The sequence below is a fragment of the Delftia sp. Cs1-4 genome (assembly GCF_000214395.1).
Lineage (GTDB): Bacteria > Pseudomonadota > Gammaproteobacteria > Burkholderiales > Burkholderiaceae_C > Comamonas > Comamonas acidovorans.
In genome coordinates this window covers 1,910,493-1,927,139 of the sequence record NC_015563.1, presented here as the reverse complement: position 1 = coordinate 1,927,139, position 16,647 = coordinate 1,910,493, and the positions used below count along the sequence as shown (strand labels likewise).

The window sequence follows — 16,647 nt, the reverse complement described above, 5'->3', positions numbered from 1 at the left end:
CGGCATGGCTTCCCCGCCCGCTTCGCCCGCGACGCTGACACGCCACTCGGAGCGGCAGCTCGACAGGCTCGCGCTGGTGCGGGAGTGCGCCGAACTGGGCGCGCGCATGCGCACCATCGAGATCCTGACCGGTCTGGGCCAGCGGCAGATCCTGCGGCTGCTGCACGCCGACCGTTGTGTCCCTCCGCGCGGGCGGCCGCCGCACACGCCGGAGTGGTACTACGGGGCGACGCTGCTCGAGCGCACGGAAGCGTCCGTCCTCGCCAGCGTGTACCGCCGCCTGCGCAACCTCGACGTGGACCCCATCCGGTCCCTGCTGGCCGCCTACCGCCACTACTGCAGCGTTTGCCGTCACGCGCCGCGCCTGAGCTTCGACCGCGCGTTTGACCTCGCGCGGCACCTCGACGGCATCTGGAATGCGCGCGAGGTTCTTCTTTCGCTGAGCACCTGCGCGGCCTGCGGCAGCCAGTACCTCGTCGAGCCGGGCGCCGCGGAGCGCTCGCGCCCGGACTGCCCGTTCTGCAAGCTGATGGAGCGCTATCCACGCGATCCGCGCGTCCAGATGAGTTTCCCGACGCCGCCGCTGCCTGATCCGGCCTGCCTGCAGTGGAGCCTGGCGCTGCGGGCGCGCCGGCACGGCTCCGCCGGCTGACGGCGTCGCGCGACGACGAGCAACGCGGGCGCGCAAGGCCAACCGCCGCCGACCATCCAGGGACGACCCGCAACGGAAGCCGCAGCCATGCAAGACCGCCATGCACCCTCCGCGTCCGCAGACGCCGCTTCTCCGGCCTGGCGTCCCGGCGCGGCCGGCGCCGCCGCGGCCTTCGCCTATCCGTCCGTGGATCCGGGCTTTCCCGCGCTCGGCCTCGACCACCTCCTCGGCGCGCACGCGGACCTGCTGGCGCGCATCAAGATCTGCTACGGCACCGATCGGGACACCTTCGAACGTGACGTGCTGGCGCTGGTGCGCCGCTACGCGGCGTTCGTGCACCTGCTGCCCGCCACGCCGGCCAACTACTTCAACGTCCCGGGCGGCCTGCTGCGCCTGGGCCTCGAGACGGCGTTCTTCGCGCTCCAGGGCACGGATGCGCACATCTTTTCCGGCAGGGCGACGATCACCACGCGCCGACACCTGGAGCCGCGCTGGCGCCTGGCCACGTTCATCGCGGGCCTGTGCGCCGAGATGCACCGCACGCTGGGCCGGGTGATCGTGACCGACCACGAGGGCAACGAGTGGCAGCCCTACCTGCTGGGGCTGCAGCCCTGGCTGTCGCAGCAGGGCGTGGCGCGCTACTACCTCAAGTGGATGCCGAATGCCGCGGAGAGCCCCGGCATCTCCCTGTTCGTCCTGCCCCACGTCGTGCCGGCGGCGATGCTGCAGCACCTCGCGCAAGGCAACTCGGTGGTGGTCCCGCACATGATGGCGAGCCTCTCGGCGATGCCGCTGTACCGCGAGCACAACATCCTCGACGAACTGGTCCGCCGCTCCGCCGCGCTCGTCATCGACCGCTTCCTCAAGGCCAGTGCCGATCGCTATGGCCAGCCCCAACTCGGCTCGCACCTGGAACGCTACCTGGTCGACGCGCTGCGCCGCCTGGTCGCGACCCATGCGTCCTGGCAGCCGAACGCGGAGCGCTCGCGCGTCTGGTACGGGCGCGACGGCCTGTTCATCGTATGGCCCAACGGGGCCGCCGACATGCGCAAGCTGCTCGAGGCCGACCAGCTGCCCGGCATTCCCAAGTCCCCCGAAACGATGCTGGAGATCCTGCTCGGCGCCGGCGTTTTCGAGGCGCAGGCGGACGGCAGGCCGCTGTGGACGATCACCCCGCCCGGCGCCAAGGCGCCGCTTGAAGCCGTGCGGCTCGCCGCCGCGGCCGTGGTGCTGGCTGGCGTCGAGCCCAGGCCCGAGGCCTTGGCCGACGCGCTCGCGGCCAGCCCGGGGCCGGGCAAGCCGGACGCCGTCCAGCCCGCGGTCGCCGCGCCGGGACCGCGCCGCGCCCCGTCGCCCACGCCCACGCCCACGCCAACGCCCACGCCCGAGCCCGAGCCGGCGCCGGACCCCGCCGCGCCGAGCGAGCCGCACCAGATGGAGCTGCCGGTCAGTCCCGCCTCCGCGGGTGCCCTGTCCGGCCCGGCGCCTGGCCCCTCGGCCACGGATGCGGCGCCGCCGCCGGTGCCGTCGCTGGCATTGCGCGCGCCCATGCGGCTGGCGCCGCGCGTGCGCGACGCCCTGGCCGAGATCGTCGATGCCCTGAACGCCGGGAGCCCCGGACCCCTGGCCTGCGTCGTGGAGGACGGCGTGTTCGTTGCCCTGGGGGAATTCGAGCACCGCCATGTCGAGCCGTCGCTGGCCCTGCGCGCCCTCTCCGAAGCGCGGATGCTGGCGCGCGGCGCGGGGGTCGCGACGCCCACGTCGACCCGCGCGGTCGGCGGCCAGGAATGCCTGGGACTGGTCATCGCGGCGGCCTTCGTCGCCGGGCTGCGGCCCGAGGCGGACGCGCCCGCCCGGGAGGCCTGAGATGCTCGTGCGCCCGTACGAGATGCCATGGCGGCGCGCGTACGAGGGCTACGCGGGCCTGGCGTGGTACCTCGCTTTCGCCCTGATCCTCTACGAGGCAGCAGCGCAGGCGCTGCCATGGTCCCTGTCGGTGCCCATGGCGCTGGCCTGCCTGCTGGCCGGCGTGGTGCGGACGGCGCAGGCCCTGCGCATCCTCGTGGTCCGCGCCTCGCTGTCGGGCCGCGCGATGGAAGTGATCGGCCCGGTCCGCCTGGAGAAGCTGACAGCCAGCGCTGACAGCGTCTACCTCGGACAGGGCTTCGAGTGGCAGCCCGTGCATTCGCAGCGCCTGTACGAGCTCGCCAAGATCGACTACCGGGACTTCCTGGTCTCGCCCGTCCTGCTGAACGTCCTGGGCTACCGGGCCGATCCCCAGCCGGACGCCGAGATCGGGCTGCCCTACATCCACGGCGTGGAACCGATGGAAGGCCCGCTGTACCGGCCGCTGCAGAACTTCGAAGGCGGCACCCTGCTTATCGGCACGACCCAGGCAGGCAAGGGCGTCGCGCTGGCCAACCTCATCACCCAGGCCGTGCGGCGCGGCGATGTCGTGATCGTCATCGACCCGAAGAACAGCCACCGCCTCAAGCGCGTCGTCAAGTGGGCCTGCGAGCGCTACCGGGAGGCCGACACCTTCCTGGAGTTCCATCCCGCCTTTCCGGAGACCGGCATCCGCATCGACTTCACGTTCAATTGGCAGAAGCCGACCGAGGTCTCCTCGCGGATCCAGTCCATCATGCCGCCGGACACGGCGGGCGCCTTCAGCGCCTTCGGGTGGGACGCGGTGAACGTCGTCGTCCAGGGCCTGGTCGAGCTGGAGGAACGTCCCAACCTGCTCAAGCTCACGCGCTACATCGAGGGCGGCATCGAGCCGATCCTGGAGGCGACGCTGCGGCGCCACTATGCCGCGACGCTAGGGCCGGGCTGGCGCGAGGTTCCCGAGATGAAGAAGCTGCTGCACGACGCGCACCGCGGGAACATGCGACGGCCCTCCGAGGCGTCGAGCAACGAACTGCTCGGGCTTGTCTCCTACTACGAGCACCACGTTCCCGAAGCGCAGCGCACGAAGACGCTCGATGCCCAGGTGCGCACCTTCCGCCACGACCGGGAGCACTACCAGAAGATCACGGCCAACCTGCTGCCCGTACTGTCGATGCTCACCTCGGGCGACCTCGGCCGCACCCTGTCACCCGACCCCTTCGATGCCGACGACAAGCGCCCCATCATGAACCTCGAGAAGATCGAGCAGGCGGGGCACGTCCTGTACATGTGCGTGGACTCGCTGCCCGACCCGTCGGTCGCGTCCGCGATGGGCGCACTCGCGCTCGCGGACCTGGCGGCACGCGCGGGCATGCGCTACAACCTGGGCGCGTACCGACGCATCGCGCTGTTCGTGGACGAAGTGTCGAACGTGATCAACATCCCTTTGATCGAGATCCTGAACAAGGGCGCCGAGGGCGGCATTTACACGACCTGCGCGATGCAGACGCTGGCCGACCTCGCGCGGCGCCTGGGCAGCGAGGACGCGGCGCGGATGGTGCTCGGCAACCTCAACAATCTCATTGCGCTGCGCACCAAGGACGGCCCGACCCAGGAGTTCGTCGTCGAGACCTTCGGCAGCACGTCGATCCATACCCTGCGCGTCGGGCTGAACCATGGCGCCGATGCGCACCTGGGAGACTTCTCCTCGTCCTATTCGACGCAGATCACCGAGAGCCAGGAGGAAGCCGTGCCGGCGGACATCCTCGGCAAGCTGCCCAACCTGCACTACTTCGCGTCCGTGTCGGGCGGGCGGCGCATCAAGGGGCGCTTCCAGATCATCGACCCCGACCGCGGCCGCGGCGCCGCGCGGCCATCATGATCCGCATCGTCTCCGTCGCGTCGCTGACCGCGCTGTTGCTGCTGGTCCTGTACCTGCCCTCGGCGCAGCCCCCCGAGCGGTTCATGCAGCAGCTGCGCGCGGAGCATCTTCGCGCGGCCGACTTCTGGGGGACAGGCCCGGCCGAACGGATGCTCGACCGGATGATGGCCCTGCAGGCCGACGCGGCTGCGATGTCCCCGGTCCCCCGGGCGTCGAGCGCCGCCCCTGTCGGGGGACTCGACCGCGCCGTGGGACAGGAGATGGCGCAGGTGAACCGGCGGCTTTTCGACAACGCCTATTTCAGGTCGATCGACGCCCTCCTCATCCTGGCCTCGTACCGGCTGTCGATGTTGCTGGAATGGCTGCCCCGCTGCTGGATGCTCGCGCTGGCCCTGGTCACGGACGCCTTCCTGGAGCGCGCCACCAAGTCGAAGGTGTTCCGGCAGCACGACCCGGAGATGTTCGCCCTCTACGTGAGCGCCGCGATCTTCACGCTGTGCGCGAGCGTGCTGGCGATGGTCTGGCCCTGGGCGCTGCATCCTGCCGCCTGGGCCGCCGCGCCCATCCTGGTGTGCGTGCTCGCCAGCCGCGCGATTTCCCACTTCCACCGCCGGCCGTGAAGCACGGGCCCCGTGCCGCCGCGGCCCGGCACGATGCGGCGCCATGTCCCGGCGGCGCTGCCGCTGCCGCGCGGGCCCGCGGCGCTCAGCCCGCGAATTCCTCGAGCGTCCGGCCCTGCTCCAGCGCCTCGCGCAGCCAGCGCGGACGCGGCCCCCGGCCCGACCACGCGTTGCCCTTGTCATCGCGGTACTTGGCCTGCAGCGTCTTGCGCTGGGCCGGCGCCTTCTTCGTGGCGTCGCCGGCGTTGGGCTTCGCGCCGGCGCGCTTGCCCGTGAAGCGCAGATCGGCGGGACGAAGGCCATAGAACGCGATGGCCTCGTTGATGCGCCCGATGACCTCCGCCACCTCCTTCTTGCGCACCTCCTGCGCCTCCTTCTGAAGCGACTCGATTTCCTTGGTGATGTCGGCGTAGGTGCGCGCGGCGTTCCTGGTCATGAAAAGCGTTCCTTCTCGGGTTGCGGTGCCCAATGCTAACGGCGCCCACGCACAGGCCGCCGCGTCCCCGCGCCTGGCCAGCGCCACGCGGCGGCGCATCTGGCGGGCTGTCCCCGAAATCCCCCCCAATTCCCATGCATTCCGGGGCGACGCCGACGCGCGCCGCCCCTACGCTAGCAGCACCGAGATGTGTTCAACGTGGCCGCCGCGAAGACCGCCCGCCATGCCAAGGAGATCGAGATGGACCATGCCCTGCCGTCGGAATGCGAAGCGGCCCCGCTGCGCCAAGCGGCACCATCGGCGCACGCCGACGTCATCGTCGAGGCCAGGCTGTGGATCGAGGAGTACGCATGGCTGTACGGCATCCTCAAGAGCGCGGCGAACGTGTGCCCGACCTTCCGCTTCCCGGATCTGATCAGCGCGGCCGTGTCGCTCAGCCTGGCGCGCCCGGCGGGACGGGAGGACATCTTCCGCTTCCTGGGCACGCAGCTGGTGCTGCGCCCCCCGGCCACGGCCCGCCGCCGCGAATCGATGTGGCGCCCGCAGTACGAGCAATTGCGCGAACTGCAGCGCTCGCCCGCGAACCGGCATCCGAACCCCAATTTCCAGCTCGATCAGCTCACCACGGCATGTGTCGCGCACGCGCGCCGCATCGATGAGAGCGGCGCCCAGCTGCTGCTCCAGGCCCGGCAGAACATGGCCGAACGTGCCGGCCATGGACTGCTCCCCGGCGCGCACGCCGACGGCTGAGCGCCTTAGCCACCACCCCGGCCGGCGCTGCACGGGCAGCCGGTCCCACCACCTCTCCAGCCTGCGCCCGCCGCACCCTGGCCACCCGCACCTGACCTTGTCCGGCCCTGCCGGTCCTCGCACCGCGCCCATTCCGGGCGCGGGCCGGCCTCCATGGGACAAGTCATGCGACCACTTCCGTTCACTGCCGCGCTCTTGCTGATCGCCATGCCTGTCGCGGCGTGCGCGTGCTGGGATGCCGCCGCACAACGCTACGGCGTCTCCGCGCAACTGCTCTATGCCGTGGCGCGCGTCGAGTCCGGGCTCAACCCCCGGGCGGTCAACGACTCGCATCGGGCGCGCACGGGCACGCGGGACATCGGGCTGATGCAGATCAACAGCTCGCACCTGCCGAAGCTGGCGCGCTACGGCATCAGCGAGGCGGACCTCTACGACCCATGCACCAACATGCAGGTCGGCGCCTGGCTGCTCGCGGAGTCGTTCGCGCGGCACGGCATCACCTGGAACGCAGTGGGGGCCTACAACGCCGCCTGCTCCCAGCTCAAGGGCGACGCGTGCACCCGCGCGCGGTCGGACTATGCGTGGAAGGTCTACCGCCGGCTGCCGCAAGCGCCTGCCGCGGCGGCGCCGCGCGTGACGGCAGCGGCGCCTGCGGCGCCTGCAGCCCTGCGGTCCCGCGCGCGCGCGCTCGCGGAGGTGACGCCGTGAGACGCCACCTCTGCATCGCGGCCTGCGTGAGTGCGGCCGTGCTCTGTGCCTGCGCCGCGCTGCGGCCGCAGGCGCCATCGCCCGCGCCCGGAGCCGCCGCGCCCTCGCGCCCTGGCCCGCTGCGGATCGCGCAGGTCGCCGGCGACGCCGGGACGCGCCTAGGCCGGGACGCGCCCTTCGTCCTGTGCGCCAGCGAAGCCTGTCCCCGGGCCACGCCCAAGACCCTAGCGCGGGCCGCGCCCCCGCCCACCGCAGAAGAACTTCGGAACGTGGCGATCGGCCAAGCCATCGCCATGCCCGCTGCGCGGACGCAGGCCGAACCTGCCGGGGACCACGCCGCCAGGCCGGCTGGCGACGAGGCAGCCTCCGCGACGCTGCCGGCGGCGGCCGCCCCTGCCGTCTTCAGCGCCGCAGATGCACCGCCCCTCGCAGCCCACCCGCTGCAGGCCGGCGACATCGCGGTGACGGTGCACTTTCGCTTCGGCGAGTCGCGGCTGACGCCCGCGGCGAGGACGCTCCTGGACGAAGCCGCCAGGCAGGCCTCGGACGCCGGGCCGTTCCACAGGCTGCGCATCGTCGGCAGAACCGACAGCCTCGGGCCCCAGGCCTTCAACGACGCGCTCGCGATCGCGCGTGCCCGCGCGGTGCGCGACCACTTGCGCACCCGGCTCGCGCGCTGGCCCGCGGCCGTGGACGTCGAGGCCGCGGGCGCGTGCTGCTACGCCGCGCGCAACGACACCGCCGACGGCCGTCTCGCGAACCGGCGCGTGGAGGTCGGTCTGTCCGCATCCGATCCGGAGGCCGCGCCATGAACGCCGGCGGCCGCGCCGCACCCCGCCAGGCGGAGCCGGCCCATGGCCGGAACCGCCCTGGCCCACCCGCCGGGCCCACCGGCTCCACCGCGCCGCTTCGCGCCGGCACCACCCGAGACATCCACCCGCAGTCCACGGGCCCCTCGGCCCGCCTTCCCGCTGCCCTTTCTTCATCTTCAAAGGAGTTCGCCATGAGCATCGCCGTTCTTTCCGCCCCGTCTCCAGCCGCCCGGCGCTCGCCGGCGCGCAAGCTGATCGCCTTCTTCTGCCTGCTGGCCGTCGCGCTCGCGGGCCTGGCGCTCGCCTTCCCGAGCCACGCGCTCGACCTCGTGGCCTTCACCGGCATCACGGGACCGCTCACCAGCGCGCTGACGCAGATCGCGGAGCTCGGCCCTGGGATCAAGGCGCTGGTGGGGTTCGTGGGCTTTGTCGTGGCCCTGATCTCCCTCTCGGCGCTGCGCAACTTCGGACCCGTGCTGTTCTATGTGGGCTTGGCCATCTTTGCCGCGGTCGGCCTGGTGATTGCCGGGGCGATCATGGGCGCGGTCGTCTGAGCCCCGTCGCATCGACACCCCGGAGGCCCACATGCAAGCGGACACCTACATCCCGCGGCGCCTGGACGATCAATGGAAGATCGGCTTCTGGGATGTCGACGTCGCCGCGCCCATCGTCCTGGCGTTCTTCATCGGCTACCTGTCCTCGAGCAAGGCGGCGTTCGCGGTCTGCATGGCCGCCGGCATCGCCGTCTCGCGCTGGGTGTCGCGCCTGAAGGCGGACAAGCACCCCGCGTTCGCGCTGCATTGGCTGTACTGGCACCTGCCGGTGAACCCGGCGACCTCGATGCGCGCGACGCCGCCATCCCACATCCGCCGGATGGTCGGCTGAACCGGAGCACGCGATGGACTTCGACCGACTCAGCGGCGATCTCAAGGACCTGCGCCGGCGCAACCGGGGCCTGGGCCTTGCCGTCGGGGCGCTGGCCACGGGCGTGGTGCTCGCGCTCGTCATCATCCTCAATCTCCTGGGCACGGTGCGCACCGTCGTCGTGCCGCCCTCGCTCAGCAAGACCTTCTGGGTCACCGGAGACAGGGCGTCGAGCGAGTACCTCGAACAGATGGGCAGCTTCGTGGCCTGGCTGATCCTGGACGTGACGCCTTCGACGATCGACTGGAAGAAGGACATCCTGCTCGGCTACGTCGACCCGGCCCAGTACGCCGAGCTCAAGACCCGCCAGGAGGTCGAAGCCGAGCGCCTCAAACGCATCAACGCCGCCACGGCCTTCGCGCCGCAGCAGCTGGTGGCGAACGAGGACACGCAGTCGCTGGTCGTGCGCGGGCGCCTGCGCACCCTCGTCAATGGCTACGAGACGGCCAACGACCTCAAGGCCTACCGCATCGAGTTCGGCCACGCCGGCGCTCGCATGCACGTCACCGCTTTCAAGGAGGTGCCCTATGCGGTCAAGTGACACCCCGCGTACGCCGCCAGGTCCGGCCCGCCCGGCGCGAGCCATCCTGCGGCCGGTTGCGGCCGGGCTGCCCGCCGCGGCCTCGTCGCCGCCACGCGCGACGCCCTCGCACACGCGCTGGCATCGGCTGCCGCCGGCGGCACGGCGGATCCTGGTGGTCACGGCCCTGTCCTTCGGCCTGCAGGCGCACGCGCTGCAGCTCGTGGAGGCCAGCGACGGGGTGGCCGTGGAGGCCATCGTCTCGCTGAAGGAGCCCACGCGCATCCGCATCGAGGGCATGCCGATCACCGACGTGTTCGGCAACATCCACTCGAGCCACTGCGGCGCCTCGGCGCTGTCCCCATCGGCCTCCCCGGCGACCCCGGGGCTCCCGTCCGCCACGCCCGGCCTGGCCGCGCCGGCCGCGCTGTCGTCTTCCGCCGTCAACCCGGCCGGCGACGTCATCGTCGAGTGCGACCGCGACAAAGGCGAGGTCTACATCCGGCCGGTGGGCGACGCGACGCGGCCGATCAACCTCTTCGTGTCCTCGGCCACCGCCACGTACACGTTGCTGCTGCGCCGCTCGGACACGCCCGCCGACACCATCGTCATCCGCGACAAGACGCCCCGCGCGCTGCGCCCGGCCACGCCCGAGGCAGCGCCCTCCGGTCCGGCACCCAGCCACGTGCGCGCGATGAAGGCATTGCTCGTGGCCATGGCCTCGGACCGCGTGCCGCCGGACGTCCGGGTCGAAGAGACCTCGCGCCCTGTCCAGCTCTGGGCCGAGGCGCGCTTCACGCTGCTGCGCCTGTACGAGGGGCGCGGCCTCACCGGCGAGAAGTACGCGCTGCAGAACATCAGCACGGCACCGATGGTGCTGGCCGAGCAGGAGTTTGACCGGCCCGACAGCCGCGCGGGCGGGGAGATCGCCGGCGTCGCGATCGAGCACCACACCCTGCGGCCCGGGGAGACCACCAGCGTCTACGTGATCCGGCGGGGAGGCACGCGATGAGCACGCCGTCCACGCCGCCCGGGCGCACGCGCCCGCCCGGCCATGCCGTGCGCGGCCTGCTGGAACGCCTGTCGCCGCGCCAGCGCCAGTACGCCCTGCTGGCCGGCATCCTGGCTGGCGGGATCGGCCTGCTGTGGCTGATCTTCAGCTTCTCCGCCACCAGCCCCCTGCCTCACGGCGGTCGCGCCACGCAGACCCAACCGGGCGACGTCACCAACATCGGCGTGCTGCCCCCCGGGGGCCAGGTCAATCCGGTGGACCAGTGGGTCGGCACGGCGGGCCGCAAGCTCGCGCAGTACGAGACCGAGCGCGAGGAACAGAGCCGCGTCAACAAGGAGCGGCAGGCCTTCGAAGGGAGGACGATGCAGCGCTTCGCGGAGCTCGAGCAGCGCCTGACCGCGAGCCAGCAGGCCGCGGCCCCGGCACCTGCCGCGCCGCCGCCGCCGGCGCCCGCCCCGGCGGCCCCCTCGGCAATGCCGCCGGCGGCCAGCCTGCCTCCGCCGCCACCGCCCGCTGCTGCAGGCGCGGGCGGGATGCCGGCCGGCCCGCCCATCCTGCAGCCGCCTTCACCGCCCGCTCCGGTGATTTCGCGGGTGACGCTGGCGGACCGATCCCGCCCGGTGGCCGCCGGCGGGGATGCCGCCCCTGCGCGTGAAGGCGGCCCCGCCTCGTCGGCCAGCATGCCCAAGACGGTCTCGACCTTCCTGCCCGTGAGCTTCACGCGCGGGATCCTGCTCGGCGGCCTGGACGCGCCGACCGGCGGGCAATCGCAATCCAACCCGCACCCGGTGCTGATCCGCCTGTCCGACAACTCCGTGCTGCCCAACCAGTTCCGCGGCGAGTACCGGGAGTGCTTCGTCATCGCGGCCGGCTATGGCGACATCAGCTCGGAGCGCGCCTACCTGCGCACAGAAAATTTGACGTGCGTGCGCGCCGATGGCGCGACGCTCGAGGTGCGCATCCAGGGCAGCGTCTACGGCGAGGACGGCAAGGTCGGCATGCGCGGGCGCCTGGTGACCAAGCAGGGGCAGATGCTCGCGAACGCCCTGCTGGCCGGCGTGGTCAGCGGCATCGGCCAGGGCCTGTCCACGGCCAACACGACCTACAGCACCTCGGCCCTCGGGACCATCGCCAGCGCCGACAACAACGCCGACGCCTACCGGGCGGGCCTCGGGCAAGGCGTGGGCAAGGCGCTGGACCGACTCGCCCAGTACTACATCAAGTTGGCCGAGAACACCTTCCCCGTGATCGAGGTGGACGCCGGCCGCCAGATCGACGTCGTGATCACGCGGGGCGTGCGCATCGACGTGCCGATGACGGCCGTGGCCGAGCACCGCGCCCGCCCAGCCCCTTCCCCTGAAACCCGCTACCTGGAGGCCACCGATGACGGCAACTACTGAACACCTGCGCTCGCGCCGCCCCCGGTCCGCCGCAGCGCTCCTTGGCGCGGCGCTCTGCACGGCACTGCTGGCCGGTGTGTCCGCGGGGCATGCTGCGACGGCCGACGAAGCCCGTTTGCTGGCCGCCCTGCGCAAGGCCCATCCCGGCACGCAGTTCACCGAGGTCGCGCGCACCGACGTGGAGGGCCTCTACGAAGTCTGGATGAGCGGCAATGTCGCCTACGTCTCGGCGGCCAACCCGCGATTCTTCGTCTTCGGCCGCCTCTTCGACACGCAGAGCATGCGCGACGTCACGGGGCCCAGGATCGCGCAGCGCCATGCCGACACCGGCGGGCAGCTCCAGTCCGAGTCCGTGCCCGCGGCCCCCGTGCCGATCGACCAGCTGCCGCTGGCCGACGCGATCAAGACGGTGCGCGGCAGTGGCAAGCGCGTCGTCGCGGTCTTCAGCGACCCCAACTGCATCTACTGCAAGCAGCTTGAACCCGAGCTCGCCGGCATCGGCGACGTCACCGTCTACACCTTCCTCGTGCCGTTCCAGGGCGAGGCCCGTCCCATCGCGATCTGGTGCGCCGCCGACCGCGAGCGCGCCTGGCGCCAGTGGATGCTGCAGGCGGACGCGAGCCTGCTCCAGCCCAACGCGGGCTGCGAGCACCCGATCGCGCGCAACCTGGACCTGGCGCGCCGCCTCGGCGTGCAGGGCACACCCACGCTGATCTGGGCCGATGGCACGCGCACGGACGGCTACGTCGGGCGCTCCGTTCTGGAGGCCAGGCTCAACGAGGCCGCCAAGGTCGCGACCGCGAAGCCATCCTCCGCGGGGAAGAAGCCATGAGCGCAGGAACGCTGCGCGCGGCGGCCACCGCGTTGCTGCTTCCCCTGGCCGGCTGCGTCAACATGTCCGGGCTCAGCGGCGAGTCGAAGTACGCCTGCGCGGCGCCCGAAGGGGTGGCATGCGATTCGGTGTCGGGCACCTACGCCAACGCGCTACACGAGAACCTGCCGAGCCAGCGGGCGCCCGGCGCGGCGCCGGGCGAGCCGGCGGCGCGTCCCTCGAAAGCCGCGCTACCCGCCGCATCCGCTCCCTCCCGCCAGCCGCCTGCGGCCCCGCAGGCCGCGATCGCCGGCTCCGGCGACACGCCCGGACTGGCGCTGCGCTCCCAAGCGCGGGTGCTGCGGCTGTGGACCAAGCCCTGGGAGGACGCCGACGGCGACCTCTGGGACCAGGGCCTCGTCTATGTGCAGGTCGATGCGGGACGCTGGCAGATCGACCATATCCGCCAGCGCATCCGCGACCAGTACGCGCCGCTGCGCCCGCCTCCCGCAGCCCCCGCGGGCGACGCCGCACCGTCTTCCGGTTCCGCGCCGGTGCAGGCCGATGGCACGGCCGCCTCCGAGGGCGCGATGCAGCGGGCCGCGCCCCTGCCTTCCTTCCCTTTGCTCAGGCCGCCGTCGGCGGGACTGGGCAACAGGGCGCCATGAAGCCGCACCGAGGGTCCCCCCATGCGCCTGCCTCCCACCGAATCACGCCCCGGCGATTTCCGCGCCGCACCGCTGTTTCCCTTCGGCCCGCCGCCGGACACGCCCGCCGAACAGTTCGCGGGCTGGCTGCCCTACTCCGCCTACCTGGCCGACGAGAAGGTCTTCGTGAACCGCGACGGCATGGGCTTCCTGCTGGAGGTGATGCCGCAATCGGGCGCCGACGAACGCATGTCCGAGGTGCTGGTCTCGCTGTATGCCAACTGCCCGCCGGACACCGGCCTGCAGTTCCATCTGTTCGCTTCGCCGCACATCCGCCAGCAGCTGCGCCAGTACACCAACCTGCGGGTCGAGGACGAGGACCAGGCCGAGAAGGCCCGTCCCTTCGGCCGGCCGGTGCCCAACGAGAACCTGTTCCGCAAGCTCGCGCGCCAGCGCGTGCAGCACCTGCTGCGCGGCACGCAGACGTCGCTCACCTCGGGCTTCCACTACACGCTGCGGGATTTCCGGCTCATGCTGAGCGTGTCCTTCGCGGGCGACGCCGCGGATCTGAACCGGCGCGAGGCTCTGCTGACGCTGCGCGACTCGATGGCCGCCACGCTGCGCTCGGCCATGCTGCCCAACCGCGTGTGCGATGCGGCCGACCTCATCAACTGGTGCGCGCTGTTCACGAATCCCGACCGCATCGCCCATTCGGACGCCGAGGACCTGAACTTCGACGACGACCGGTGGTTGCACTACGACGACGGTCGCGAGATCCGCGACCAGATCGTGGACTTCGACACCATCCAGGACCCGCACCCCTCGGGCATCACGCTCTGGAAGGAGACCAGCGCCGAGGTCCTGGAGGCGCGCTTCTACTCGATCAAGAGCTTTCCGGAGCGCTTCGCGCTGTGGCAGATGGGCTCGCTGATCGGCGACCTGATGCAGCCGGCCCTGCAGTACAGCGCGCCGTTCCTGATCACGTTGGGGGTCTACATCCTGGACCCCAATGCCACGAAGTCGGTGGTGACGGCCAACCATGTGCGGGCCACGCAGAACGCCAAGAGCAAGATGGCCGATGTGATGCCGGACGTGAGGAAGAAGCTCGACGACTGGTCCGCAGCGGCCAACGCGATCGACACCGGCGGCAGCCTGGTGAGCCTCTACCACCAGCTCGCGATCTTCACGCACCCCGAGAAGGCGGCCTCGGCCCACGAGGCGGCGAACGCGATCTGGCGCGCGCGGGGGTTCCAGCTCAACGCGGATGCCTACATGCACCGCCAGGCGCTGCTCGCCAGCCTGCCGATGACGCTGACCTCGCGGATGCACAAGGACCTGGCCAAGATGCGCCGCGTCACGCGCAAAACCATGGCCAACGCGATCCACATGGCGCCGCTGATCGCCGAGTGGCGCGGCACGCGCACGCCGGCGCTCGTGTTCGGGGGCCGGCGCGGCCAGGTCATGACGCTGGATCTCTTCGACAACGATCTGGGGAACTACAACTTCGCGATCATCGGTGCGCCGGGCAGCGGCAAGTCGGTGCTGATGAACGAGCTGGCGTGGTCCTACCGCGCCATCGGCGCCAAGGTCTGGATGCTGGACCTGGGCCGCAGCTTCGAGAAGCTGTGCCGCAAGGCCCAGGGCACCTACATCGAGTTCCGACCCGACGTGGACATCTGCCTGAATCCGTTCTCGGTGGTGCACGACATCAACGAGGACATCGACATGCTGGTACCCGGCATCGCCAAGATGGCCTCGATGCAGCACCAGCTCGAGGAGGTCCAGTACAAGGCGATCTCGGCGATGGTGCTCAAGCTCTGGCGCGAGCACGGCCAGGATCTGACGATCACGGGCTTGCGCGATGCGTTCAAGACCGGATCGATCGAGGAGCTGGGCGTCCAGGGAGACCAGCGCATCCGGGACCTGGCGATCATGCTGAACCCGTACGCGAAGGGCGGGCAGTACGAGCGGTTCTTCGAGGGCCGGGCGAACGTCGATTTCAGCAACGACTTCATCGTCATCGAGAACGAAGAACTCAAGAGAAGGCCGGACCTGCACGCGGTGGTCAACATCCTGCTGCTGCACCAGATCACGGGAGAGATGTACCTCACGCGCAACCGCAGGAAGGTGCTCTTCATCGACGAGCTCAAGCAACAGTTGGGCGACATCGGGGCCGACGATCCCGTCAAGGCCGCGGTGGTCGAGGAAGCCGCGCGCCGCGCCCGCAAATACGGCGGGGCGCTCGGCACGGCGACGCAAAGCGCCGACGACTACTACGGCAGCGCCCAGATGGAGGCGGCGTTCAACTGTTCGGACTGGGTGTTCCTGCTGCGGCAGAAGCCCGAGTCCATCGAGATGCTGGACCGCAAGGGGCGCCTGTCGATGGACGAGCCCAAGAAGCGGCTGCTCAACTCGCTGCGCACCGAGGCCGGCGCTTTCTCGGAGGTCTACATCTCCTCGCCCGTGGGCGAAGGCGTGGCGCGCAACATCCTCGATCCGGCGACCCATCTGCTCTTCAGCAACAAGTTGGAGGACAACGCGCCCATCGACGCGCTGCGCGCCCAGGGGCTTTCGATCGACGAGGCAATCACCGAGCTGCTGCGCCAGCGGGGGCACGCGCTATGAAGGCCGCCCTGTCGAATGCGGTCGTCACGGTGCTGCTGTTGGCCGCAGGCATCGCCGCCTACGACCACTGGGTGCTGCGCCCGGCCCTGGTGATCGGCGTGGTGGACCTGTCGGAGGTCTACCGGGCCAAGGAGGCCGAGTTCACCCAGCTGCTCACGGGCGGCGCCAATGGCGCCCATGGCGCCAGCGAGGCCGAGCGGGAACGGGCGCTCGCGCTGGCGCGCCGCTTCTCGCAGCGCCTGCCCGCCGCGCTGGAAGAACTGCCGCGCGAATGCGGCTGCCTGGTGGTGATCAAGAGCGCGATCGCGGGCGCGCCGAACAGCCGCGACCTCACGCCGCTGCTGCGCGGGAAGGTGGAACAGCCATGACCACGGAATCCATTGCAACCGGCAACGCCACGCCGATGCCGCGCTGGTGGCGGCGGCAGGCCCACGCCTTCGCGGACTTGCTGCGCCACATGCGGCGGCGCTGGTACCTGTACCTGCCCGTGTTCGCGATCTGGGGCTTCGCCTACGTGCGGCTTTTCGTCGACCCGACGCCGCGCGTGCCGCTGCTCGTCAACTGGACGCCGAGCCTGCCGTACCACGTGGCGCTGATGCAGTTCCAGCAGCACCCGGTGCGGCGGGGCGACCTGATCGTCTTCGCCTTCGCGGGCGAGGCCCAGGCGCACTACCGCGGTCTGCGCGGCCAGCCCTTCTTCAAGCGGGTGCGCGGCGTGCCCGGGGACGTCGTCACGGTGTCGGACCGGACCGTCTTCGTCAACGGCGAGGCCGTGGGCCTGGCCAAGACCCATGCCTACGACGGCCACCCGCTTGCGCCCATCGCGCCGGTGGTGATCCCGCCGGGCCACTACTACGTGCAGGGCGTCGGCCCCCACAGCTTCGATTCGCGCTATGCCGAAAGCGGCCTGGTGCGCGCCGAGCAGGTGGTGGGCGTCGTGATGCCGATCTTCTGAGGAGCCGGA

The 16,647-nt window shown here is 71.2% G+C and carries 18 protein-coding genes; 17 read left to right on the top strand and 1 reads right to left on the bottom strand.

What is annotated here, in order from left to right; genetic code table 11:
- Positions 1 to 4: 4 nt before the first annotated feature.
- From DELCS14_RS08525 to DELCS14_RS08510, 4 genes are all read left to right on the top strand, one after another.
- Positions 5 to 652: a FlhC family transcriptional regulator gene (locus DELCS14_RS08525; RefSeq protein ID WP_013801268.1), complete on the top strand. Its 648-nt coding sequence runs from the start codon at positions 5 to 7 to the stop codon at positions 650 to 652.
- Positions 653 to 739: 87 nt separating this feature from the next.
- On the top strand, positions 740 to 2,518 hold the full coding sequence (mobH, locus tag DELCS14_RS08520) for a MobH family relaxase (RefSeq protein ID WP_013801267.1): 1,779 nt from the start codon (positions 740 to 742) through the stop codon (positions 2,516 to 2,518).
- Between the two features lies 1 nt (position 2,519).
- A complete protein-coding gene (traD, locus tag DELCS14_RS08515) occupies positions 2,520 to 4,418 on the top strand; it encodes a conjugative transfer system coupling protein TraD (protein ID WP_013801266.1) in 1,899 nt (632 codons plus the stop codon).
- Positions 4,415 to 5,038: a DUF4400 domain-containing protein gene (locus tag DELCS14_RS08510; protein WP_013801265.1), complete on the top strand. Its 624-nt coding sequence runs from the start codon at positions 4,415 to 4,417 to the stop codon at positions 5,036 to 5,038. Before traD ends, DELCS14_RS08510 begins: the two co-directional genes overlap by 4 nt.
- An 85-nt stretch (positions 5,039 to 5,123) precedes the next feature.
- On the opposite strand, the gene DELCS14_RS08505 is transcribed toward DELCS14_RS08510, so the two are convergent.
- Positions 5,124 to 5,474: an H-NS histone family protein gene (locus DELCS14_RS08505; protein WP_013801264.1), complete on the bottom strand. Its 351-nt coding sequence runs from the start codon at positions 5,472 to 5,474 to the stop codon at positions 5,124 to 5,126.
- 189 nt (positions 5,475 to 5,663) lie between these two features.
- On the opposite strand from DELCS14_RS08505, the gene DELCS14_RS08500 reads away from it, so the two are divergent.
- The 13 genes from DELCS14_RS08500 to traF all read left to right on the top strand — a co-directional run bounded on the left by DELCS14_RS08500 (position 5,664) and on the right by traF (position 16,638).
- Positions 5,664 to 6,224 (top strand): hypothetical protein, encoded by a 561-nt coding sequence (locus DELCS14_RS08500; protein ID WP_228676862.1) that lies wholly within the window; start codon positions 5,664 to 5,666, stop codon positions 6,222 to 6,224.
- A gap of 165 nt (positions 6,225 to 6,389) precedes the next feature.
- On the top strand, positions 6,390 to 6,932 hold the full coding sequence (locus DELCS14_RS08495) for a lytic transglycosylase domain-containing protein (protein WP_013801262.1): 543 nt from the start codon (positions 6,390 to 6,392) through the stop codon (positions 6,930 to 6,932).
- A 269-nt stretch (positions 6,933 to 7,201) separates the two neighbouring features.
- Positions 7,202 to 7,744: an OmpA family protein gene (locus DELCS14_RS29470; RefSeq protein WP_157158243.1), complete on the top strand. Its 543-nt coding sequence runs from the start codon at positions 7,202 to 7,204 to the stop codon at positions 7,742 to 7,744.
- Positions 7,745 to 7,935: 191 nt separating this feature from the next.
- Positions 7,936 to 8,298: a hypothetical protein gene (locus tag DELCS14_RS08485; RefSeq protein WP_013801260.1), complete on the top strand. Its 363-nt coding sequence runs from the start codon at positions 7,936 to 7,938 to the stop codon at positions 8,296 to 8,298.
- 31 nt (positions 8,299 to 8,329) lie between these two features.
- A complete protein-coding gene (gene traL, locus DELCS14_RS08480; RefSeq protein WP_013801259.1) occupies positions 8,330 to 8,629 on the top strand; it encodes a type IV conjugative transfer system protein TraL in 300 nt (99 codons plus the stop codon).
- 13 nt (positions 8,630 to 8,642) lie between these two features.
- Positions 8,643 to 9,209, top strand: a complete 567-nt coding sequence (gene traE, locus DELCS14_RS08475; protein WP_013801258.1) for a type IV conjugative transfer system protein TraE — start codon at positions 8,643 to 8,645, stop codon at positions 9,207 to 9,209.
- 154 nt (positions 9,210 to 9,363) lie between these two features.
- Complete coding sequence (locus DELCS14_RS08470) at positions 9,364 to 10,200, top strand: type-F conjugative transfer system secretin TraK (RefSeq protein WP_267234573.1); 837 nt, start codon at positions 9,364 to 9,366, stop codon at positions 10,198 to 10,200.
- Positions 10,197 to 11,600 (top strand): TraB/VirB10 family protein, encoded by a 1,404-nt coding sequence (locus DELCS14_RS08465; RefSeq protein ID WP_013801256.1) that lies wholly within the window; start codon positions 10,197 to 10,199, stop codon positions 11,598 to 11,600. The genes DELCS14_RS08470 and DELCS14_RS08465 overlap by 4 nt, the downstream gene beginning before the upstream one ends.
- Positions 11,584 to 12,432 (top strand): DsbC family protein, encoded by an 849-nt coding sequence (locus DELCS14_RS08460; RefSeq protein WP_013801255.1) that lies wholly within the window; start codon positions 11,584 to 11,586, stop codon positions 12,430 to 12,432. The genes DELCS14_RS08465 and DELCS14_RS08460 overlap by 17 nt, the downstream gene beginning before the upstream one ends.
- Positions 12,429 to 13,079, top strand: coding sequence for a TraV family lipoprotein (locus DELCS14_RS08455; RefSeq protein WP_013801254.1), 651 nt, complete (start codon positions 12,429 to 12,431; stop codon positions 13,077 to 13,079). The genes DELCS14_RS08460 and DELCS14_RS08455 overlap by 4 nt, the downstream gene beginning before the upstream one ends.
- Positions 13,080 to 13,100: 21 nt before the next feature.
- Positions 13,101 to 15,683 carry a type IV secretion system protein TraC gene (gene traC, locus DELCS14_RS08450; RefSeq protein WP_013801253.1) on the top strand — a complete coding sequence of 861 codons (2,583 nt, stop codon included), beginning with the start codon at positions 13,101 to 13,103 and terminating at the stop codon, positions 15,681 to 15,683.
- Positions 15,680 to 16,051: a hypothetical protein gene (locus DELCS14_RS08445; RefSeq protein ID WP_013801252.1), complete on the top strand. Its 372-nt coding sequence runs from the start codon at positions 15,680 to 15,682 to the stop codon at positions 16,049 to 16,051. Before traC ends, DELCS14_RS08445 begins: the two co-directional genes overlap by 4 nt.
- A complete protein-coding gene (gene traF / locus DELCS14_RS08440) occupies positions 16,048 to 16,638 on the top strand; it encodes a conjugative transfer signal peptidase TraF (protein WP_013801251.1) in 591 nt (196 codons plus the stop codon). The genes DELCS14_RS08445 and traF overlap by 4 nt, the downstream gene beginning before the upstream one ends.
- Positions 16,639 to 16,647: the final 9 nt, after the last annotated feature.